This window comes from Caballeronia catudaia, assembly GCF_001544755.2.
GTDB lineage: Bacteria > Pseudomonadota > Gammaproteobacteria > Burkholderiales > Burkholderiaceae > Caballeronia > Caballeronia catudaia.
In genome coordinates, this window is the sequence record NZ_FCOF02000005.1 from 192,428 (window position 1) to 213,862 (window position 21,435).

At 64.7% G+C, this 21,435-nt stretch carries 18 protein-coding genes; 13 read left to right on the plus strand and 5 right to left on the minus strand.

Annotation, left to right across the window (positions count from 1 at the left end; translation table 11 throughout):
• Positions 1–4: 4 nt before the first annotated feature.
• Positions 5–1,642 (plus strand): ATP-binding domain-containing protein, encoded by a 1,638-nt coding sequence (locus AWB75_RS07770; protein ID WP_061123495.1) that lies wholly within the window; start codon positions 5–7, stop codon positions 1,640–1,642.
• A 4-nt stretch (positions 1,643–1,646) separates the two neighbouring features.
• On the plus strand, positions 1,647–3,491 hold the full coding sequence (locus tag AWB75_RS07775; RefSeq protein ID WP_061123496.1) for an ATP-binding response regulator: 1,845 nt from the start codon (positions 1,647–1,649) through the stop codon (positions 3,489–3,491).
• A gap of 9 nt (positions 3,492–3,500) precedes the next feature.
• Here AWB75_RS07775 and AWB75_RS07780 read toward each other — a convergent pair whose 3' ends face one another.
• The gene (locus AWB75_RS07780; RefSeq protein ID WP_061123497.1) at positions 3,501–4,355 is read right to left on the minus strand and encodes a helix-turn-helix domain-containing protein; all 855 of its coding nucleotides are present in this window, start codon (positions 4,353–4,355) and stop codon (positions 3,501–3,503) included.
• A gap of 929 nt (positions 4,356–5,284) precedes the next feature.
• Between AWB75_RS07780 and AWB75_RS07785 the strand changes: the two genes are divergently transcribed.
• The 5 genes from AWB75_RS07785 (at position 5,285) to AWB75_RS07805 (ending at position 12,103) form a co-directional block, all read left to right on the plus strand.
• Positions 5,285–6,046 (plus strand): SDR family oxidoreductase, encoded by a 762-nt coding sequence (locus AWB75_RS07785; protein WP_061123597.1) that lies wholly within the window; start codon positions 5,285–5,287, stop codon positions 6,044–6,046.
• A gap of 22 nt (positions 6,047–6,068) precedes the next feature.
• Positions 6,069–7,388 (plus strand): MFS transporter, encoded by a 1,320-nt coding sequence (locus tag AWB75_RS07790; protein ID WP_061123498.1) that lies wholly within the window; start codon positions 6,069–6,071, stop codon positions 7,386–7,388.
• Positions 7,389–7,404: 16 nt separating this feature from the next.
• Positions 7,405–8,583: an L-rhamnonate dehydratase gene (gene rhmD / locus AWB75_RS07795; RefSeq protein WP_061123499.1), complete on the plus strand. Its 1,179-nt coding sequence runs from the start codon at positions 7,405–7,407 to the stop codon at positions 8,581–8,583.
• 138 nt (positions 8,584–8,721) lie between these two features.
• Positions 8,722–11,250 (plus strand): YXWGXW repeat-containing protein, encoded by a 2,529-nt coding sequence (locus AWB75_RS07800; protein ID WP_061123500.1) that lies wholly within the window; start codon positions 8,722–8,724, stop codon positions 11,248–11,250.
• A gap of 70 nt (positions 11,251–11,320) precedes the next feature.
• Positions 11,321–12,103: an SDR family NAD(P)-dependent oxidoreductase gene (locus AWB75_RS07805; protein ID WP_061123501.1), complete on the plus strand. Its 783-nt coding sequence runs from the start codon at positions 11,321–11,323 to the stop codon at positions 12,101–12,103.
• On the opposite strand, the gene AWB75_RS07810 is transcribed toward AWB75_RS07805, so the two are convergent.
• The gene (locus AWB75_RS07810; RefSeq protein WP_407642135.1) at positions 12,090–13,058 is read right to left on the minus strand and encodes a LysR family transcriptional regulator; all 969 of its coding nucleotides are present in this window, start codon (positions 13,056–13,058) and stop codon (positions 12,090–12,092) included. The genes AWB75_RS07805 and AWB75_RS07810 overlap by 14 nt on opposite strands.
• Before the next feature lie 162 nt (positions 13,059–13,220).
• Between AWB75_RS07810 and AWB75_RS07815 the strand changes: the two genes are divergently transcribed.
• The 6 genes from AWB75_RS07815 to rhaS all read left to right on the plus strand — a co-directional run bounded on the left by AWB75_RS07815 (position 13,221) and on the right by rhaS (position 19,112).
• Positions 13,221–13,535 (plus strand): L-rhamnose mutarotase, encoded by a 315-nt coding sequence (locus AWB75_RS07815; RefSeq protein WP_061123502.1) that lies wholly within the window; start codon positions 13,221–13,223, stop codon positions 13,533–13,535.
• A 29-nt stretch (positions 13,536–13,564) separates the two neighbouring features.
• Positions 13,565–14,458 carry an amidohydrolase family protein gene (locus tag AWB75_RS07820; protein ID WP_061123503.1) on the plus strand — a complete coding sequence of 298 codons (894 nt, stop codon included), beginning with the start codon at positions 13,565–13,567 and terminating at the stop codon, positions 14,456–14,458.
• Between the two features lie 12 nt (positions 14,459–14,470).
• Positions 14,471–15,982, plus strand: coding sequence for a sugar ABC transporter ATP-binding protein (locus AWB75_RS07825; RefSeq protein WP_061123504.1), 1,512 nt, complete (start codon positions 14,471–14,473; stop codon positions 15,980–15,982).
• Positions 15,982–17,022, plus strand: coding sequence for an ABC transporter permease (locus AWB75_RS07830; protein WP_061123599.1), 1,041 nt, complete (start codon positions 15,982–15,984; stop codon positions 17,020–17,022). Before AWB75_RS07825 ends, AWB75_RS07830 begins: the two co-directional genes overlap by 1 nt.
• On the plus strand, positions 17,015–18,019 hold the full coding sequence (locus AWB75_RS07835; protein WP_061123505.1) for an ABC transporter permease: 1,005 nt from the start codon (positions 17,015–17,017) through the stop codon (positions 18,017–18,019). The genes AWB75_RS07830 and AWB75_RS07835 overlap by 8 nt, the downstream gene beginning before the upstream one ends.
• A 79-nt stretch (positions 18,020–18,098) precedes the next feature.
• Positions 18,099–19,112 carry a rhamnose ABC transporter substrate-binding protein gene (gene rhaS, locus AWB75_RS07840; RefSeq protein WP_061123600.1) on the plus strand — a complete coding sequence of 338 codons (1,014 nt, stop codon included), beginning with the start codon at positions 18,099–18,101 and terminating at the stop codon, positions 19,110–19,112.
• 91 nt (positions 19,113–19,203) lie between these two features.
• Here the strand turns inward: rhaS and AWB75_RS07845 are convergent, their stop codons facing one another.
• The 3 genes from AWB75_RS07845 to AWB75_RS07855 all read right to left on the minus strand — a co-directional run bounded on the left by AWB75_RS07845 (position 19,204) and on the right by AWB75_RS07855 (position 21,083).
• Complete coding sequence (locus AWB75_RS07845) at positions 19,204–19,809, minus strand: copper-binding protein (RefSeq protein ID WP_061123506.1); 606 nt, start codon at positions 19,807–19,809, stop codon at positions 19,204–19,206.
• A gap of 53 nt (positions 19,810–19,862) precedes the next feature.
• A complete protein-coding gene (locus tag AWB75_RS07850) occupies positions 19,863–20,267 on the minus strand; it encodes a helix-turn-helix domain-containing protein (RefSeq protein ID WP_061123507.1) in 405 nt (134 codons plus the stop codon).
• Positions 20,268–20,753: 486 nt separating this feature from the next.
• On the minus strand, positions 20,754–21,083 hold the full coding sequence (locus AWB75_RS07855; RefSeq protein ID WP_061123508.1) for an H-NS family nucleoid-associated regulatory protein: 330 nt from the start codon (positions 21,081–21,083) through the stop codon (positions 20,754–20,756).
• Positions 21,084–21,435 lie beyond the last annotated feature (352 nt).

The window sequence follows — 21,435 nt, forward strand, 5'->3', positions numbered from 1 at the left end:
ACGCATGGCCCGAATCGTTCCCGACGACTGGAAGAATCTCGACGCGACCGGCGCGGCGGCGCGCGAACTCGAAACCCTCGCGCTGCTCGAAAAACTGCCCGACGACTACACGGTGTATCACGGCGTCCACTGGACGCGCATCAACGAAGGTTTTTCCGTATTCGGCGAGGCGGACTTCGTCGTGGTCGCGCCTTCGGGCCGCGTGCTGATGATCGAGATGAAGGCGGGTTTCCTGCGCGAAACGAGCTCCGGCCTCGTGAAGGTCTATCTGCAGAAGGAACGCAACGTCGCCATTCAACTCGCGCGCACGCTGGAAAACCTGCATCGGCGCTTCACGGCGGCGTTCGGCGCGGGCACGTATCGCATCGAAGAATTGCTGTATTGCCCCGACTACACGGTGAAGAACGCCGCGATCGCGGGCGTTTCGCCTACGCGCATCGTCGATGCGAGCCGCAAAGCGCAACTCGCGCGCGTCGTGCTGGAGATTTTGCCGCCCGATGAGCCGCGCTTCGAAGCGGCGGCGCGCATCCATCATTTTCTCGCCGATGAACTCTCGCTCACGCCCGACACCAATGCGCTCGTCGGCGCGGCGAACACGCTCGTCACGCGTTTGTCGGGCGGGCTCGCGACCTGGGCGCGCCGGCTCGAGTTCGAGCCGTTTCGTCTGCGCGTGATCGCCACCGCCGGCGCGGGCAAGACGCAACTCGCCGTGCGCGTGATGCGCGACGCGCTCGCGCAAGGCAAGAGCGTGCTCTACGTGTGTTTCAACCGGCCGCTCGCCGACCATATCCGCGCGATCGCGCCGAAAGAGGCGAAGGTCGCGAATTACCATCAACTGAGCGCGGCCGTCGCGCGCGATGCGGGCAGCCCGCCCGATTTCAGCCAGCCCAATGTCTTCGCGACGCTCGAAGAGCGTTTCGCCGCCGTGCCCGTGCCGGAGCATTGGAAGACCGATGTGCTGATCGTCGACGAAGGTCAGGACTTTCACGCGGCATGGGTCGAGGCGCTCGAACGCCTGCTGAATGCGGACGGCGCGTGGTGGTGGCTCGAAGATCCGATGCAGAACCTCTATCTGCGCGAGCCGGTGCCGCTGCCGGGCTGGACCATCCTGCGCGAGAGCACGAACTACCGCAGCCCGCGCGATCTGCTCGGTTTCATCCGCAAGATCGTCGGTCCCGAGGTGCGGCTCGATGCGGGCAGCCCGTTCGACGGCTCGGACGTCAGCATATCGACCTACGATGACGGTCATGCCGAGGAGATCGTCGAGGCGACCAAGCGCGCGATCACCCACGCGCTGTCGCTCGGTTTCCGCAAGCAGGACATCGCGGTGCTGTCGTTCCGGGGCCGCGAGGGCTCGGCGCTCACGGCTGTCGATCAGCTCGGTCCGCACCGGCTGCGCGCCTTCACCGGCACCTACGATCTGTTCGGTAACCCGGAATATCGCGAAGGCGACGTGTTGCTCGAATCGATCTATCGCTTCAAGGGGCAATCTGCGCCGTGCGTGATCCTCACGGAAGTCGATTTCGACGCGCTCGACGATCAGGCCGCGCGCAAGATTTTCGTCGGCGCGACGCGGGCGACGATGAAGCTGATCGTGGTCGCATCCGGGCGCGCGGCCCGGGTCATCGAAGCGTTGCAGTAGCCGGATGGCCGTCACGAGCACCGAACCTTCGCTGCGCGCCCACGCCGCGCGCCCGTGGTTCCGTCGCCTGTGGTATGCGGCGCTGATCGCGTTCGCAGTCGCGCCGCCGATCGGCGCCGTCGGCTACATGCTGTATTCGGGACTCATCGCGCGCGAGACGCACAGGCTCGTCGTGCCCTATGACGTGTACTGGGACGCCGCGCAGTTGCAGATCGCTTACGAGCGCTTCGAGAATCACGTGCTCCTGTTTCGCAATGGCATCGACGAGGACGCCGATGCCGTGCGTGCGAGCTATCGCCTGTTGCGCGCGCGTCTGACGCAGGTGTCGGCGTTGACGGGACTGGCGGACGGACACGAATCGCTCCTCAACCGGCAGCGCGAAATCCTGCGGCAATTGCAGACCGCGCTCGATTCCATTCAGGCCGACGTCGCCGGGCTCAAGGCGGAAGAGCGTCAGCACACCTTGCGCGTGATCGGCGTGCTGCGCCAGAACGCGCCGGCCGTCGCGGAACTGGCGGGTGGGCGGCGTCTCATGGATATCGCCGAGCGCGAGACGATCGTGCACGACTTCGACGCGAAGCGCCGCTATCTGATCTACGGCGGCATTCTGCTCGGGCTGCTTTCGGCGGCGGCGACCGCGCTGCTGCTTCTGAACGGCTACCGCCGCACGCGGCTCATCGAGCAGCAACGGGCGGCGCTGGCGGCCGAACATCAGGCGACGCGCGTCGCGCGCGAGGCCGGCGTCGCGAAGGACACGTTCCTCGGCATGATCAGCCACGAATTGCGCACGCCGCTGCACGCGATCGTTTCGTCGGTGGAACTGCTCGGCCTGAACGCGCGCGGCGACGCGGATCGCAAGATCATGCAGCGCCTGGAAGCGGGCGCGCGCCATCTCGAAGCGCAGATGCGCGATCTCACCGATTACGCGCGTCTCGGCGCGGGCAAGCTCGAACTGCGCATGGCCGTATTCGATCCGGTGGAACTGCTCGAATCCATCGTCGATGCGAACACGCCCGCCGCGAGCGCGAAGGGGCTGACGCTGCGCGGCGACTACGCGGGCAAGCGCGGGCCGATCGAGTCGGACCCGCATCGCGTGCGGCAGATCGTGACCAATCTCGTCACCAACGCCATCAAGTACACCGACGCCGGTTCCATCGACGTGCATTTCGCGCGCACGTACAAGCGTCTCGATATGTCCGTGATCGACACGGGCCCGGGCATCCCGCACGAGCAATTGCCGCTGATCTTTCAGGAATTCACGCAACTCGATTCGTCGAGCACGCGGCGCTTCGACGGCGCGGGCATGGGGCTCGCGGTCGTGCGCGGGCTCGTCGATCTGCTCGGCGGCACGATCGAGGTGTCGAGCGAAGTGGGACAGGGCGCCGCGTTTCGCGTGAGCTTGCCGGCGGTATCGGTCGCGCGCTTGCCCGAGCGCGGCGAGCAGACAGCCGACGCGCCCGAGCTGCGTAGGTCGCGCGTGCTCGTGATCGACGACCACGAGGCGATCCGCGATTCGCTCAGCGAGATGCTCACGCATCTGGGCTATTCGGCCGTCGCCCTGCCGGATGTCGACAGCGCGCTCGCCTGGCTGCGCGCGAACGACGCCGACGTGATCCTCGCGGACCTGCACATGCCCGGTAAGGACGGTTACTCGTTCGCGAACGAATATCGCGCGCGCAGTGCGCCGGGCGCGAGCGTGCCGATCATCGCGGTGAGCGCCTACGCGCCCGAATTGGTGGACCCGAGCGCGGTGGTGCTGTTCTTCGACTATTTGCTGAAGCCGGTGCGCTACGAGGTGCTGAAGGACGCCGTGCACCGCGCGGTGACGGTGCGCCGGCGCGCGGCGTGAGCCGGTGCCCTAGCTGCGCATCAACCGCTTGGAGAGATCCGCGACGAGAATGCCGAGCCGCGCAGGTTTCTCGAAGCACGCCACGTTGTAATCGCGGATGACCTGGCTGATCTCCGATTCGCTCGCCTTGCCCGTGGTGAGCTCGCCCGTCAGCACGAAAACCGGCGCATCCGGATTGTCCGACTCGCGCACCGCGCGGATCGCATCCGCCGACGTATGCACGCCGAACAGCCAGTCGATCACGACGGCATCGAACACTTGCGCCTGCAACGCTTCGAGGAAGGCGTCGAGGCCGTAGAACGCCATCGCCGCGAAGCCGGTGGCTTCGAGATAGTCGTGCAGATTGTCGGCGGAGGCGTGATCGTCGTCGACCACGGCGATCACCTGCTTGTCGGTGTCCGTGCGGCGCGGCTGGATCTCGATCTTGTGGACGTCGCAGGCTTCGTGCAGCAGCACGCCTTCATGCTTCGTCACGATCCAGCGGCCGTTGAGCTTCTGCGCAATGAAATCAGGGCGGCTGCCCGCTTCGAGCGCGTTGCCGACCCACGCCATGCACGCAATTTCGAGCGAACCGAGCTTCAGGACGGCGTCGTGCGCGGTGCCTTCGGTTTCGTCGGGGCGCGTGTTGATCGAATCGAAGAGCTTCAGCGCGGGCTCGTCGAAGGCATCGGCGACGCGGCGAATCTGCGCGAGCGTCCACGGACTGTTGCCGCGCAGTTTTCGATGACCCTGCGAAAAACTCAGGTCGAGAATGCGGCACAGCTCGGCGGTCTGCTGCCGCTTTCCGATGCCATGACGGGCCATGAGTTCGCGCACGCGTTCGGCGACGGCGAGCGATTCGGAGGAAGACGTTTCAGTGACCATACAGCCAGTCGGAGGCGTGAGAGTGAGACCGCTAAATGCCTGATGCGGCGCGGGGCGCGCGCCATGCGCAGTCGATCCGACATTGTAAATGGCGCGGCACACGGTGCTCAAAAATGCATCGACGCAACGCTTTGATCTTACGAGGCAAACGCGCGCGACGGCCGTTCGCTGGCGCGCAGTCCAGCGCCTTCACATCGTGTCGATCACGGCGTCGACCCGTTCGCGCGGCGTGCGGAACGTCCCGGGGGCAGCGGCGAGCGGATAGCTTTTCTGTCTGGATGAATGCGTCAAATCGACGGGGTGAGCTGTCATCAACGTCCGTGCCCACGCGTCGATTTTGCACCTGACGGCGCATCAATCAGCATCGTCCGAAACCAGAGTTCGCTATTGTTGAATGGAGTATTGGCGAATTTCGCGCCAATTAGCGGCTTTTCGCGAGCTACACTGCGAGCATCAATCAGTGGAGGGGTCGCCATGTTGGTCGCTGTTCTCTTTGTTTGCCCGATAGGGGTGGCCGCGCTTTTTGGGTTCGCACTCGTCGCCGACAGGCACTTCAGGGATTCGATTTCCGTCCCCTCGCAGCGGACCCGCCCGACAAAAGTCATCGATCATGCGGCGCCAGGCCGTGTGTGACGAATCGCCCCTCCTGAGGGTGTCTCGACTCGAAATTCTTTAACTTTCATCGAAAAATCTTAATTTTCGGTTCGATTTCGTCACAGGCGCGGCGAATCTGTTCGCCCGTTGGCGTCGAGCGCAGACGCGCGATGAGTTCGCCCGGATCCATGCTTTCGAACGCGGCGTCGACGCCGTCCGATCCGGTTTTGCTATCGAACGATCGCCCTTTCGAATTGTTGCGCTATTGCTGCGGGACTATAGTGCCTCTCACGGCATCGAACCCAAAGCAACGAACAACGAAAGGAGACGAACTCATGAACCGTATCGACCTGGCTGGCCGCGTTGTCATCGTGACGGGCGGCGCACGCGGAATCGGCCTCGCGGTGGCGGAACGCGCGCTGGAATCCGGCGCCGACGTATCGCTATGGGATGTCGACGGCGAGCGCCTCGCGCGAACGAGCGCCGAACTCTCGGCGAAGCATGCAGAGCGCAAGGTCAGCGACGCCGTCGTCGAGCTGACGGACGAATCTTCCGTCGAAGCCGCCACGCAGAAGACGCTCGCCGAGCACGGCCGGATCGACGTGCTCGTCAACAACGCGGGCATCACCGGCGGCAACGGCACGACCTGGGAACTCGCGCCGGACGTCTGGCGCCGCGTCATCGATGTCAATCTGATCGGGCCGTATCTCACGTGCCGCGCCGTCGTGCCGCACATGCTCAAGGGCGGGTACGGGCGCATCGTGAATATCGCGTCGGTCGCGGGCAAGGAAGGCAATCCGAACGCTTCGCACTACAGCGCATCAAAGGCCGGGCTGATCGGTCTCACTAAATCGCTCGGCAAGGAACTCGCGGGCAAGAACATCCTCGTGAACGCCGTCACGCCCGCCGCCGCCAAGACCGAAATCTTCGATTCGATGTCGCAGCAGCACATCGACTACATGCTCTCCAAGATCCCGATGAACCGCTTCCTCATGCCGCAGGAAGCCGCCTCGCTGATCCTGTGGCTGTCGTCCGAAGACTGCGCGTTCAGCACGGGCGCCGTGTTCGATCTGTCGGGCGGTCGCGCGACGTACTGACCCGCGTCATCGGGAGAATCACATGAACCATTCCGCACCGTCGGAAGGCGCTGTCACGTCGCGTGTCATGCGCCGTCTGCTGCCGTTTCTGCTGCTCATGTATGTACTCGCGTTCCTGGACCGCGCGAATATCGGCTTCGCGCAGAAGGCGCTGCAGCAGGACACAGGCCTAAGCAATGCCGCGTTCGCCTTCGGCGCGGGCGTGTTCTTCGTCGGCTACGCGATCTTCGAAGTGCCGAGCAATCTGCTGCTTCACCGCGTCGGCGCGAAGCTGTGGATGTGCCGCATCATGGTGACGTGGGGACTCGTCTCCGCTGCGATGGCCTTCGCGCACTCCGCCACGACGTTCTATGCGCTGCGCTTCCTGCTTGGCGTCGCGGAAGCGGGATTTTTTCCGGGCATCGTCTACTACCTCACGCGCTGGTTTCCGCAGTCGTCGCGTGCGCGGGCGCTGGGCGTGTTCTATTTCGGCGCGCCACTCGCGTTCATTTTCGGTGCGCCGCTGTCCGGTCTGCTGCTCGATCTGCATGGCGCGCTCGGGCTGAAAGGCTGGCAATGGCTCTTTCTCGTCGAAGGGCTGCTGGCGTCGATCGTCGGCGTGTGGGCGTTCTGGTATCTCGACGACGATCCCGCGAAAGCACGCTGGCTCTCGCCTGAACAACGGGCGCTGCTCATCGGCCGCCTCACCGACGACGCCCGCGCCGCGTCATCGCACGGACCGCGCAGCGTGCTCGCCGCGCTCGTCGATGGGCGCGTGCTCGTGTTGTGCTGCGTGTACTTTCTGATCCAGGCGGCGGTGTACGGCGTCGTGTTCTATCTGCCGCAACAGGTGTCCGCGCTGCTCGGCACGAAAGTGGGCTTGCGCGTCGGTCTCGTGACCGCGCTGCCGTGGATCGCGGCGGTGATCGTCACGTGGATCGTGCCGCGCCACGCCGATCGCACGGGCAGGCATCGCCTGTACGCGGCGGCGCTGCTCGCGATGTCGGGCATCGCAATCGCGGTCTCCGGGCTCGCGGGATCGCCGGCCGTGTCGCTCATCGCGCTGTGCTGTGCGGCGAGCGGCTTCATCGCCGCGCAGCCGCTCTTCTGGACCTTTCCGACGCGCTATCTGACGGGCGCGGCGGCCGCAGCCGGCATCGCGCTGATCAATTCGCTCGGCGGACTCGGCGGCTTCTTCGCGCCGATGGCCCGCACCGCCGCCGAAGCCGCGTTCCATTCGACGAGCGCCGGCCTCATCGTGCTCGCCGGCGCGAGCGTGCTGGCGGCGCTCGTCATCGTCCTGCTGGTGCGCACGCCAGAACGCCCGACCATTCCGAGCGGCAACGCCGCCAACGCATCCTGATTCGAAGGAGATAAAAATGTCCATGCCGACCATCAAGCACGTGCGCGCCTTCACGGTCCGCGGCGGCGGCGCCGATTATCACGATCAGGGCGCCGATCACTGGATCGACGATCACATCGCCACCCCGATGGCCCGCTATCCCGAATACCGCAAGAGCCGCCAGTCGTTCGGGCTGAACGTGCTCGGCTCGCTCGTCGTCGAGATCGAGGCGAGCGACGGCACCGTCGGCTTCGCTGTGACGACGGGCGGCGAGATCGGCGCGTTCATCGTCGAGAAGCATCTCGCGCGTTTTCTCGAAGGGCAGCGCGTGACGGACATCGAAAAAATGTGGGATCAGATGTACAACGCGACGCTTTATTACGGACGCAAGGGCATCGTGCTCAATGCGATTTCCGGCGTCGATCTCGCGCTGTGGGATTTGCTCGCGAAGGTGCGCAAGGAGCCGGTGTTCCATCTGCTCGGCGGACCGGTGCGCGACGAGCTGCAGTTCTACGCGACGGGCGCGCGCCCGGATCTCGCCAGGGAGATGGGTTTCATCGGCGGCAAGATGCCGTTGCAGCACGGGCCGGCGGAAGGCGAGGAAGGGCTCGCGAAAAATATCGCGAAACTCGCCGATATGCGCGCGAAAGTCGGCGACGATTTCTGGCTCATGTTCGACTGCTGGATGAGTCTCGACCTCAACTATGCGAAGCGCCTCGCGAGCGCGGCGCGCGAGCATGGCCTGAAGTGGATCGAGGAAGCGCTGCCGCCCGACGACTACTGGGGCTACGCGGAACTGCGCCGTTCCGTGCCGGGCGGGATGATGGTGACGACCGGCGAGCACGAAGCGACGCGCTGGGGCTTTCGCATGCTGTTCGAGATGGGCTGCGCGGATCTCGTGCAGCCGGATGTGGGCTGGTGCGGCGGCATCACGGAGCTCATCAAGATTTCGGCGCTCGCGGACGCGCATAACGTGCTCGTCGTGCCGCACGGATCGTCGGTGTACAGCTATCACTTCGTCGTGACGCGCCACAACTCGCCGTTCGCCGAGTTCCTGATGATGGCGCCCAAAGCCGATCAGGTCGTGCCGATGTTCACGCCCCTGCTGCTCGACGAACCCGTGCCGGTGAACGGCCGCATGAAGGTGCCGGAGACGCCCGGCTTCGGCGTGCGCCTGAATCCGGAGTGCGCGCTGACGCGGCCTTACACGCACTGATATCCGCGAGCGACTTCCCGAAGCTATGACAGTTTGAGACGAAAACGGCAGACCGGACGCAATCGCACGACTTATGATTTGCGAGCAGTTTATCGGGTTTGCTAAGTAACATTCTGTCTTAAAAAGGAAGTCGCTCGAATGGCAGCGTTATCGCATAAATGGTCCGCGCTCGTGACCGCCACCTGTCTTGCTTTCGGATTGTCGTCGGCGTATGCGGCGAATCCGCCCGTGCCGGCCGCGGCGCAGCTTCAATGGCCGCGTGAGCTCGACACATCCACCCAGCGCATCGAAATGTATCAACCTCAGATCGAGCAATGGAACGGCAATCAGATCGCGGGGCGCGCGGCGGTGGCCGTGGGCGCGGCGAACGGAACGGCGTCGCCGACTTACGGCGTTGCGCAGTTTACCGCCGACGCCGATATCGACAAGGCATCGGGTCTCGTGCACCTGAGCAACATCAAGATCGGCGATGTCAGCGTGCCGACCGATCCCAACGTCGCAGGCAGCGTGAAGAGCGCGATCGTCGGACACTTGCCGGCGCAGGGCATGACCGTCTCGCTCGACGAGTTGCAGACGAGCTATGCGGTGTCGAAGCAAGTCGGCGGCATGGAGAAGGTCGCGGTGCAGAACCCGGTGCCGAACATCGTGTTCGCATCGGCGCCGACTATTCTCGTCATGATCGACGGCAATCCGGCGTGGCGCGATGTCGGCGGGACCGGCTATCAGCGCGCCATCAATAGCCGGGCGATGCTGCTGAAGGACGGCAGCGGCCATGTCTATGTGAGCGCGGGCGGGTACTGGTACGCGGCGCAATCGATGAACGGCCCGTGGGCCGTGCTCGCGCAGCAGCCGCAGGCGCTCGTCGCCGCGGCGCAAAAGGCCGACGCCAGCCAGAAGGCGGACGCGATGCTGCCGCAAAGCGGCAAGCGCGCGCCGCAGGCGCCCGCGGTGCTGGTGGCCACGCAGCCGACGGAGCTCGTCGTCACCGATGGTCCGCCCCGGCTCGAACCCGTCGCGGGCACCGGCTTGCTGACCGTGACGAACACGGACCACGCGGCTTTCGTGGAGCCGCAGACCAATCGCTACTATGTGCTGGTATCGGGCCGCTGGTTCGCGGGACCGTCGGACAAGGGACCGTGGCAGTACGTGCCGGGCCAGGATCTGCCGAAGGATTTCGCGAAGATTTCGCCGCAGGACCCGAAGGGCAACGTGCTCGTGTCCGTGCCGGGCACGCCGCAGGCGAAAGAAGCGGCCATCGCCGCGACCATTCCGCAGACCGCGACCGTCTCGCGCACGAAGGCGCAAGTGAGCGTCGCGTATGACGGAACGCCGCACTTCCAGTCGATCGAAGGCACGCCGCTGCAATACGCGGTCAACACGGCGACGCCTGTGATCGAAGTGAGCCGCACGCAGTATTACGCGGTGCAGAACGGCGTCTGGTTCGCGGCTGCCGCGCCGACTGGCCCGTGGGCCGTCGCCACCGAGGTGCCCGGCGTCATCTACTCGATTCCGGTTCAGTCGCCGCTGCATTACGTGACCTACGTGCGCGTCTACTCGGTGACGCCCGACGCGGTCGTCGTCGGTTATTCGCCGGGCTACATGGGCGTCGTCGTGAACGACAGCGGCACGGTGGTCTACGGGACGGGCTATGCGTATCAGCCATACGTCGGCGAGACGGTGTATTACGGCTATCCCGCGACCTACGGTTACAACGCGGGCTTCGCGATGGACGCGGCGGTCGGCTTCGCATTCGGCTTCGCCGCCGGCGCCATCTGGGGCTCATGCGCGCCTTACTGGGGCCCGTATTGGGGCGGTTACCATGGCGGCGGTTGGGGCTACGTCAATATCAATCAGGCGAACTTCTATGGGCGCTGGGGCGCCGGCACCGTGACGCACATGGCGGGCTACAACCCGTGGACCGGCAACGAATGGCGCGGCACGGCGGGCGCGGGCTGGAATCCGGCGACGGGCGCGCACTGGCAAGGCAGCCGGGGCGCGGCGTTCAATCCGTACTCGGGCAACTTCGCGGCGGGACGCCAGGGCTCGTTCGCGAACCCGGTGACGGGCCGCGAAGGCGCGGGCCGCGCCGGTGTCGTCGGGAACGCGTATACCGGCAACTATGCGGCCGGGCGTGCAGGCGCGGTGGCCAATCCGTCGACCGGACGGGCTGCGGCGGGGCGTGCGGGCGTCACGGGCAACGCGTACAACGGCAACTACGCGGCGGGCCGGCAGGTCGGCGGATACAACGCGCAGACGGGCCGCGCGGGCGTCGCGGAGCGGGGCGTCACGGGCAATGTGCAGAACGGCACGGCGCAGGCGGTGAACAGAGGCGTCGTCACGAACGCGTCGCGCGGCAATGCGGTCGCGTGGAATAACGGCGATGTCTACGCCGCGCACGACGGCAATGTCTACCAGCACACGCAGGACAACGGCTGGCAGCAGCACACGTCCAATGGCTGGCAGTCGGTCGATCGAAACGACGCGGCGTTGAACAACAACCTCGATCAGCAGCGGCAAGCGCGCGAGGGCGGACAGGATCGCTTTGAAAATCGCAGCAGCGGCTTCGGTGGCGGTGGTGGCGGTGGCTTCGGCGGCGGCGGAGGCGGAGGCGGAGGCGGCGGTTTCCACGGCGGTGGCGGCGGCTTTCACGGAGGGTTCCGCCGCTAGGCGCCCCGGCGCGTAGGCAAACGCGGATGGCGGCGCAAGCCGTCATCCGCCCGACAAGGAGAAGACATTCATGCTTCTGGAGAACAAAGTCGTCGTGGTGACGGGCGGATCGCGCGGCATCGGCCGTGCGATTGCGCTTGCGAGCGCGCGCGAAGGCGCCGATGTCGCGATCAACTACTGGCGCGACAACGACAGCGCGTACGGGAAGGCATCGGCGGTGGAGTCGATCGTCGGCGAGATCGAAGCGCTGGGGCGCCGCACGATCGCAATCGAAGGCAACGTCGCCGAGCGCGAGACGGGCATCGAACTGATCCAGCGCACCGTCGATGCCTTCGGTCGCGTCGATGTGTTGTCGAGCAATGCGGGCATCTGTCCGTTTCACGCGTTTCTCGACATGCCGGCTTCCGTGTATGAATCGACGGTCGCGGTGAATCTGAACGGCGCGTTCTACGTCACACAGGCTGCCGCGAATCAGATGAAGGCGCAGGGCACGGGCGGCGCGATCGTTGCGACGAGCTCGATCAGCGCGCTCGTCGGCGGCGGCATGCAGACGCATTACACGCCGACCAAAGCGGGCGTCCATTCGCTGATGCAGTCCTGCGCGATCGCGCTCGGGCCTTACGGCATCCGCTGCAATTCGGTGATGCCGGGCACCATCGCCACCGACCTGAATGCCGACGATCTCTCCGACGCCGACAAGCGCGCCTATATGGAAAAGCGCATTCCCTTGGGCCGTCTGGGCGCGCCGGACGACGTCGCGCAATGCGTCGTGTTTCTCGCATCGGATCGCGCGCGCTATGTGACGGGCGCGTCCTTGCTCGTCGACGGCGGCCTGTTCGTCAACTTGCAGTAGCCGCGAGCGACGCCGCCGAGTATTTCCGCAGCAACGCGATAAAGTACTCGGCCGGTTCGCTCAACGTCTCGAACTTGCGGCGCAGCAGCCCGAAGCCCGACAGACTTTTGCCTATTTCGATCGGCAGTTCGATCAGCAGTTGCGCGCGCAGATAATCTCGCACGACGGATTCCGGCAGCATCGCGACGGCCTCGCTGTTCTGCAGCAATTGCAGCGTCGCGAAGATCGACGCGCATTCGACGATATCGGCGGGCGTCGTCAGTCCCGCGCGCGCGAGTTCGTCTTCGAAGAGTCCGCGCGCGGGGCTCGTGATCGGCTGCAAAATCCACGGCCAGCCGACGAGCGTATCCAGCGCAAGCGCCGTCTTGTCCGCAAGCGGATGCCCCGCGCGCACGACGAGCCGCATCGCTTCGCGCGCAAGCGGCTCGAAATCGAAATCGTTGTGCTGTAGAGGCGTCGTCAGCCGGCCGAGCGCGAGATCGACTTCGCGGCGATGCAGCAGTTGCACGACCTGATCGCTCGTTTCGCCGAGGATGCGCACGTTCAGGAGCGGGCGCTCGGATTTCAGTTCGGTGACGGCCATCGCGAGCACATCGGGCGCGGCGCCCATGATCGCGCCGACCGTCAGTTGCCCATGGCCGCCGCGGCGCTTCGCGTCGAGATCGTCGGCGAAGCGCGTGAGGTCGGCGAGCGAACGGCGTGCGTAAGCGAGCGCGGCGGTACCGAGCGGCGTCGGCTGCATGCCACGCGCGTTGCGCTCAAAAAGCAGAAAGCCGAAGGCCTCCTCGATATCCGCGAGCATGCGGCTCGCGCTCGGCTGCGCGACGTTGATCGTCTCGGCCGCCTGATGGAGATTGCGCGCGTCGTCGAGCGCGACCAGAAGCGCCAGATGCTTGAACTTCAGGCGATTGACTAAAGCATTCGGCGACACACTTTGGGACACGTTCTGATTCATTCGACAGTCCGCGTGGAACCGCGCGAAGATACGGCGCAGCGATACGTTTTTGCGATCGGCCAATCCTGCAATCGGATTGTCGTGTTATCGGTCGGCGAATTATAGTCGCAGCACAACGAGTTCCGAACACAGGGATTCACCAATCAAAACAAGGCGGGCCGCATGGAGACAGTGGCATTTCGCATGACCCTGAAACCGGGCATGCGCGGCGAGTACGAGAAGCGCCACCGCGAAATCTGGCCGGAACTGGCCGATGCGTTGCGCGCGGCAGGCATCCGCGATTACTGGATCTTTCTCGACGAATCGACCGGACATCTCTTCGCCAGCTATAAGCGCACCGAATCGCATACGACGGACGCGCTGCCGGCGCTGCCCATCATGCGCAAGTGGTGGGGCTGCATGGCCGAACTGATGGAGACGCATCCCGACAACGCACCCGTCGCGATACCGCTCGCACCGGTTTTTCATCTTCCCTGAAACGTTCGCCTCTTTCGCGAGGAAGCAACATGCAGGTCGTCGATCCGCATATTCATCTGTGGGAGCTGTCCACGCATCATTACCCATGGCTCGCGAATCCGCAGACATCGTTCGTCGGCGATGCGCGTGACCTGAAGCACGACTATCTGCTCGCCGATCTGCTGCGCGATGCAGAGGATGCGGAAGGTATCGAAGTGCTGAAGCTCGTGCATGTCGATGCGAATCACGACCCCGCCGATCCGGTCGAGGAAACGCGCTGGCTGCAATCGATCGCTGACGAAGAAGGCATGCCGAACGGCATCGTCGCGGGCGCGGATCTGTCGGCGGACAACGCGCAGGCCGTGCTCGAAGCGCACGCGGCGTTCGCCAATACGCGCGGCATTCGTCAGATTCTCAACGTGCATGAAAACAGGCTCTACGACTACGTCGGACGCCACTACATGCGCGAGCCGCAATGGCGCAGCAACTTTGCGCTGCTGAAGCGTTTCGACATGTCGTTCGACTTGCAGCTTTATCCCTCGCAGATGGAAGAGGCAGCGCAGCTCGCGCGTGAGCATGCCGATACGCAATTCATCATCAACCATGCGGGGATGTTCGTCGACCGCAATTCGACGCAGGGTTATCGCGCGTGGCGCGAAGGCATGCGCCTCTTGGCCGCCTGCCCGAACGTCGCGGTGAAGCTGAGCGGCTTCGCGATGTTCGATCACGACTGGACCGTCGAGAGCCTGCGCCCTTACGTGCACGAGACCATTGATACCTTCGGCACGGATCGCGCGATGTTCGCATCGAATTTTCCGGTGGATCGCTTGTTCGCCACGTATACGGCGATATGGAACGCGTATGCGCAGATCGTGAGCGATGCCAGCGACAGCGAAAAGAGCAAGCTCTTCGTGCGCAATGCGGAGCGGATCTACCGCATATAAGGAGACACGAGCATGACGCCAAGACTCGAACTCAGGCATGCGAGCAAATCGTTCGGCCGCGTGCGCGCGCTCGGCGACGGCAGTTTGCAGCTCTTTCCCGGTGAAGTGCACGCGTTGCTCGGCGAGAACGGCGCGGGCAAATCGACGCTCGTGAAACTGCTCGCGGGCGTCTATCAGCCCGATGCGGGCGAGCTGCTCGTCGAAGGCGTCGCGCGCCGTTTCGCGAATCCCGCCGACGCGCGCGATGCGGGCATCGCTGTCATCTATCAGGAGCCGACGCTCTTCGCCGATCTCTCCATCGCGGAGAACATCTACATGGGCCGGCAGCCGCGCGATCGCTTCGGCCGCATTCGCTACGACCAGATGCATCGCGAAGTGGATGCGCTGCTTGCGTCGCTCGGCGTGAATCTGCGCGCGCAGCGGCTCGTGCGTGGTTTGTCGATCGCGGATCAGCAAGTGGTCGAGATCGCGAAGGCGCTCTCGCTCGACGCGAACGTGCTCATCATGGACGAGCCGACCGCCGCGCTTTCGCTGCCCGAAGTCGAGCGGCTGTTCGCGATCGTGCGCGCGTTGAAAGAGCGCGATGCGGCGATTCTCTTCATCACGCATCGGCTCGACGAAGTCTTCGCGCTCACGCAACGCATGACGGTCATGCGCGACGGCATGAAGGTCTCCGACGCGCTCACGCGGGACATGAGCATCGACGCGATCGTGAGCAAGATGGTCGGCCGCGATCTCGACACGTTCTATCCGAAAGCCGACGTCACGCCTGGCGATGTGCGTCTCTCGGTGCGCAATCTCACGCGCGAAGGCGTGTTCAAAAACGTTTCGTTCGATGTGCGCGCGGGCGAGATCGTCGCACTGGCGGGACTGGTCGGCGCGGGGCGCAGCGAAGTCGCGCGCGCGATTTTCGGCATCGATCCGGTCGATGGCGGCGAGGTGAAGATCGCGGGCAGGAAACTCACGCTCGGCTCGCCCGCGGCCGCCGTGCGCGCGGGCCTCGCGCTCGTGCCGGAAGACCGTCGCGCGCAAGGGCTTGCGCTCGAACTGAGCATCGCGCGCAATGCGTCGCTGACCGTGCTCGGACGTCTGATGCGCCACGGGCTCATCAGCGCGAAAAGCGAATCGGCGCTCGCGGCGGACTGGGGCAAACGCCTGCGCCTGAAAGCCAGCGATCTCGATGCGCCCGTCGGCACGCTGTCGGGCGGCAATCAGCAGAAAGTCGTGCTCGGCAAATGGCTCGCGACGAACCCGAACGTGCTCATCATCGACGAGCCGACGCGCGGCATCGATGTCGGCGCGAAAGCGGAGGTGTATCGCACGCTCGCAGAGCTCGTGAAGGAAGGCATGGCCGTGCTGATGATTTCGAGCGAATTGCCCGAAGTGCTCGGCATGGCGGACCGCGTGCTCGTGATGCACGAAGGCCGCATCAGCGCGGATATCGCCCGCGCCGATGCGAACGAGGAACGTGTGATGAGCGCGGCGCTGGGCGCCTCGCCGCAAGCTCTGGGACGCGCAGCATGATGACCCGACATTCTCCGACGCTCCCCGCGATGCACGCCGCCGACACGAAACGCGAAAGCCTCGCGGTATCGATCGCGAAGAGCCGCGAGCTGACGCTCTTCATCGTGCTGCTCGTGCTGATCGGCGCAACGGCCGCGGTGAAGCCCGACTTCCTCAATCTGCAGAATCTGCGCGACGTGTTGCTCAACGTGTCGATCATCGGCCTGCTGACGGCGGGCATGACGATCGTGATGCTGATGCGGCATATCGATCTCTCCGTCGCGTCGGTGGTCGGCGTGAGCGCGTATGCGGTCGGCAGCCTCTTCGTGATGTTCCCGCACATGCCGGTTGTCGTCGCGATGCTCGCGGGCATCGGCGTCGGGCTCGTGATCGGCTTTCTCAACGGCGCGCTGGTGACGTTCGGGCGCGTGCCTTCGCTCGTCGCCACGCTCTCGACGCTCTATATCGTGCGCGGCGCGGATTACGCGTGGGTCCACGGCGGCCAGATCAACGCGACGAGCCTGCCCGATGCGTTTGCGGCCATCGCGACGGGCGCGCTCTTCGGCGTGCCGAATCTCGTGCTGATCGCGCTCGTCGTGCTGATCGCGTTGTCGGTGTATCTGAAGCAGTATCGCGGCGGGCGCGAGCATTATGCGATCGGCTCGAATCCGGAAGCCGCGCGGCTCGCGGGCATTCGCGTGGACCGGCGCGTGATGATCGGCTTCCTGCTCTCCGGCGCGATCGCGGGGCTTGCCGGCGTGCTGTGGCTCGCGCGCTTCGGCACCGTCGATGCCAGCACGGCGAAGGGCCTCGAACTGCAAGTGGTCGCGGCGGCCGTGGTCGGCAGCGTGGCGATCACGGGCGGCGTCGGCACCATCGCTGGCGCGACGCTCGGCGCGCTCGTGCTCGGCGTCATCAACATCGCGCTGGTGGTGCTGCGCGTGTCGCCGTTCTGGCAGCAGGCGATTCAAGGCGCGCTGATCGTCGCGGCGATCGCGCTCGATACCTTGCTCGCGCGTTCCGTCGCGCGCCGCATGATGAGGAAACGCGATCATGGCTAAACCCGATTCCGCTCTATCGACGGCCAGACGCCGCCATTTGCAATGGGAAACGATGCTCGTCATCGTGCTCGTCGTGTCGCTGATCGGCGGGCGCGTGTTGTCGCCGATGTTCCTGTCGTCGGCGAACCTCTCCAACATGCTCGCGGACTTCACCGAGATCGCGCTGATCGCGCTGCCGATGACGCGCATCATCGTCGCGGCGGAGATCGATCTGTCGGTGGCGTCGGTGCTCGGCGCGTCGAGCGCGCTGATGGGCGTGCTCTGGCACATGGCCTTGCCGATGCCGCTCGTGATCGTCCTCGTGCTGTTGTTCGGGACGCTCGCGGGCCTGCTCAACGGCCTCGTGATCGTGCGCTTCAACTTGCCGTCGCTTGCCGTCACGATCGGCACGCTCGCGCTGTTTCGCGGCCTCGCCTACGTGCTGCTCGGCGATCAGGCGATCGCGGATTTTCCCGCGGCGTACACGGCCTTCGGCATCGATACGATCGCAGGCAGCTTCCTGCCGATGCCGTTCGTTCTCGTCATCGCGGGCGCAATCGTCTTCACGATTCTTCTGCAGGCGACGCCGTTCGGCCGCAGCCTCTACGCGATCGGCGCGAACCCGACCGCCGCGCAATTCTCAGGCATCGACGTCGCGAAGACGAAGCTGAAGCTCTTCATGATGTCGGGCGCGATGGCCGCCGCTGCGGGAATCGTCTATACGCTGCGCTTCACGAGCGCGCGCGGCGACAACGGCGAAGGCTTCGAGCTTTCCGTGATCGCGGCGGTGCTGTTCGGCGGCGTGAGCATCTTCGGCGGACGCGGCTCGATGATCGGCGTGCTGCTGTCGCTCGTCATCATCGGCGTATTGCGCAATGCGCTGACGCTCGCGGATGTATCGAGCGAAACGCTCACGATCGTGACGGGCGCGCTGTTGCTCTCGTCCGTGCTGATTCCGAATCTCGTCGCACGCTGGCGGGCGGCGCGCGAGAAGCGTCTGATGGCGCGGGCGCTTTGATTCAGTGTGGTGTCCGTTGATGTTGAAAATCCAGCGCAAGGGCTCGGAACCCGCGCGCAATGACAGGAGACTTTACGACATGAAGAAGCCCATTCGATTCATGCGCGGCCCGGCGCTGGCGGCGGCCTTTCTCGCCGCGACCGTCGCGCTGACCGCAAGCGCCGCGGACATCAAGAGCGGCCTGAAGATCGCCTTCCTGCCGAAGCAGATCAACAACCCCTACGAAGTGATCGCCGATGACGGCGGCATGGCCGCGATCAAGGAGATGAAGGGCGATGGCAAGGTCGTGGGGCCATCGGATGCGGGCGCGTCGTCGCAGGTGAGCTATATCAACACGCTGATCACGCAGCGGCAGAACGCCATCGTGATCGCGGCCAACGATGCCAACGCGGTCGTGCCGTATCTGAAGAAAGCAATGTCGCAGGGCATAAAGGTCGTCACCTTCGACTCCGATACGGCGCCTGACGGACGGCAGATCTTCGTCAATCAGGCCGATTCGGAAGCGATCGGGCGCGGGCAGATCCAGTTGCTGTCGAAGCTGATCGGCGGCGAGGGCGAGTTCGCGATTCTTTCCGCTACGCCGAACGCGACGAATCAGAACACGTGGATCAAGTGGATGCAGGAGGAACTCAAGAAGCCCGAGTATTCGAAGATGAAGCTCGTGAAAATCGCCTACGGCAACGACGACGATCAGAAGTCGTTCGTCGAGACGCAGGGCTTGTTGCAGGCGTATCCGAATCTGAAGGGTATCGTCGCGCCGACATCGGTCGGCATCGCGGCGGCGGCGCGCTATATATCGAGTTCGCCGTCGAAGGGCAAGGTCGTGGTAACGGGACTCGGCACGCCGAATCAGATGCGCGCGTTCGTGAAGAACGGCACGGTCAAGGCGTTCCAGCTTTGGGACCCGGGTCAGTTGGGTTATCTGGCGGCGTTCGCGGCGGCGAATCTCGCGTCGGGGACGATCACCGGCAAGGAAGGCGATTCGTTCGATGCGGGCAAGCTCGGCAAGCGCACGGTGGGCAAGAGCGGGGAAGTGATTCTCGGACCGCCGACGACATTCGATTCGGCGAATATCGACAACTTCAATTTTTGACGTGACGGGGTTGCGGGGCACCTGAGAGAAAAGAACGAAACGCCCTGCGGGGCGTTTCGTTCTCGCGGCGTCGCAACCGGAACGCGCCTGCTCACTTCAGCGACTGCCCGCTCCTCACCACCTGCACGGCGGTCGCCGATTCGAACTGCGCGTGCACCGTATCGCCCGCCTTCAATCCGGCAAGCGACACATCCGGCGCCACGTCGAGCGTCACCGTATGACTCGGCCCGCGCAGCGTCACGCGCCGGTTCTTCGTGTCGACGCGCTCGACTGTCGCGATCACCTCGACGATGCGCGCTTGCGCCGTCACGCCGCCCGATGCCGGGATCGCCGCGTCGGTTTCGATGCGCTGGCGTATGCCATCCGACTTCACCTTGGACACGCGCATGAGCAGCGCGGCGCGGTAGTCGATGTTGACGATATCGCCGAGCTGCAACTTCTTGACATCGCCGATTTGCGGATCGACGGCGACTTCGGCGACGCGCCCTTGCGGGCCTTGCAGCGACACGCTGTTGGTCACCGGATCGATGCCGACCACGCGCGCCTGCACCTGCACGACGGCCGCCGCGCCGCGCGCCTGCGGGCCGGATGCCGCGTCCTGAGCCGGCGCGCTGCCTATCGCGCCGAAAGCTAGCGCCGCACACGTCGCCAGGATCCTGATTGCGTGATGCGGCCGTTGAGTTGACGAGCGATTCATGCGTTGCCTCCTTGTCTGGATAGGGCGCTTCGTTGAGCGTGAACGCCGCGCCTTCAGCGGCGTGACTTCGACAGCAAATGACCGAGCCCGAGATTGGTTGCGATCTGCCAGATATAAACGCGCGAGTAACGCACGCCATAGCGCCGCTCGATCAACTCGCGCAGGCGCGCGTTGGTCCAGGTGGCGCTCTCGAATCCATGCTCGCGCGCCGATCCCTGCAACGCGGCAGCGATCCAGTCGAGCGCGTCGCGATCGAGCGCCGACGCGCGTCCGCCGACACCCATCTTCGCGAGCGCGTCGAGGCCGCCGTCGGAGACGATCGCCTTGTAGCGCCGTACCGTCTGCAGCGAGAGATGCAACGCGTCGGCCACCACTTCGACCGATGCGCCATCGAGCAACATGCGCCCAGCCGTCATGCGTCGCACCACGCTCGGCAGTGTTTTCGGTTGGGAGAGCATCGCGCGCGCCGCTCGATGTTCGGATTACGTGCGAACCGCCCGCCACGTCAGGCGCGGCACTGCGAGCCGGAATCGGCATCCGGCGCTCGTCCGTGTGCCGGCCGGTGCGCGCGAGCAGCGGGTGCAACGTTGCGGCGTCCGTATGCGTTCATGCGTGCCCCCTTGTCGAATGGAGACGGCGGGACTTGATCGGGCGTGCTTGAGGTCAGTCGATGCGCGGCGTGTGAAACGAGCCGGCTTACAGGGATGTACCAATAAACGTTTTCGGGCGCGATGGGCAACCATCGGCGAAAATTTTTTGGGCTTGATAAATCGAAGTGAATTGCCTATGAACGCTGATGATAGGCAATCAACGCGCTTCCGGCGACGCGCGGACGATGCGCGGCGCGCAATACCGCACGCGTCCGTTTCGGGCGCGTGTCCGATGCAATGCGCAGCGCTCGCCGACTCATCGTTTGCTGAAGCACGGACGAACTGCAACGGCGCTCAAACGCGATAAAACTCGATGTCCTGACCCGCGTGCACCGCGCGCTTGAGCCACTCGGGCATATCGCCGAGGCCGTCCCATGTGTCGCCACTCGCATTGCGGAAGATCGGCATGGCGCCTCCCGCCGATTTCGGCAGGGATGGCAATTGCGGCATCGGCCGCTTTGTTTTCAACGCGCCATGCGTCCCGTTGGTCTTGGTGAAGGAGGGCGGCGGGGGCGCCGCCGGCGCTTCGGCCAATGCTTCGGCCAACGCTCTTTCCGTAATGCCGAACTCAGCCATTCGGCTGCGCAGATACGCAATGATGCTGTCTCGCTTTCTTTCGTCCACGGCTTTCCTGATTCAGCTTTTTGATTTTCAGAAGACGAACCGATACCCCGCGCGGACCGGGGCGGTTCGATGACTTGAATATATGTGTTTTATGAAGCGTGACGCAGGGCCTGTCTCACGTCAATTAGTGTATTTACCGCACGCCTATTAATTCGACCGGCGACTTTGCCTTTAATGCGGACATTGCCCCGAATGCGAACGTTCGCCCGCCTTGGCGTCGCGGTGACGGACGCGCGAACGCAAACGCGCGGAAAGTCACTATGGGGAGCCACGAAGCGGAGGCGAAGCCAGCGCCGCCGATGCAGCATGGCGGCCGAAAACCTCGCTTAACTCCATTGTATGCTGCCTGCGG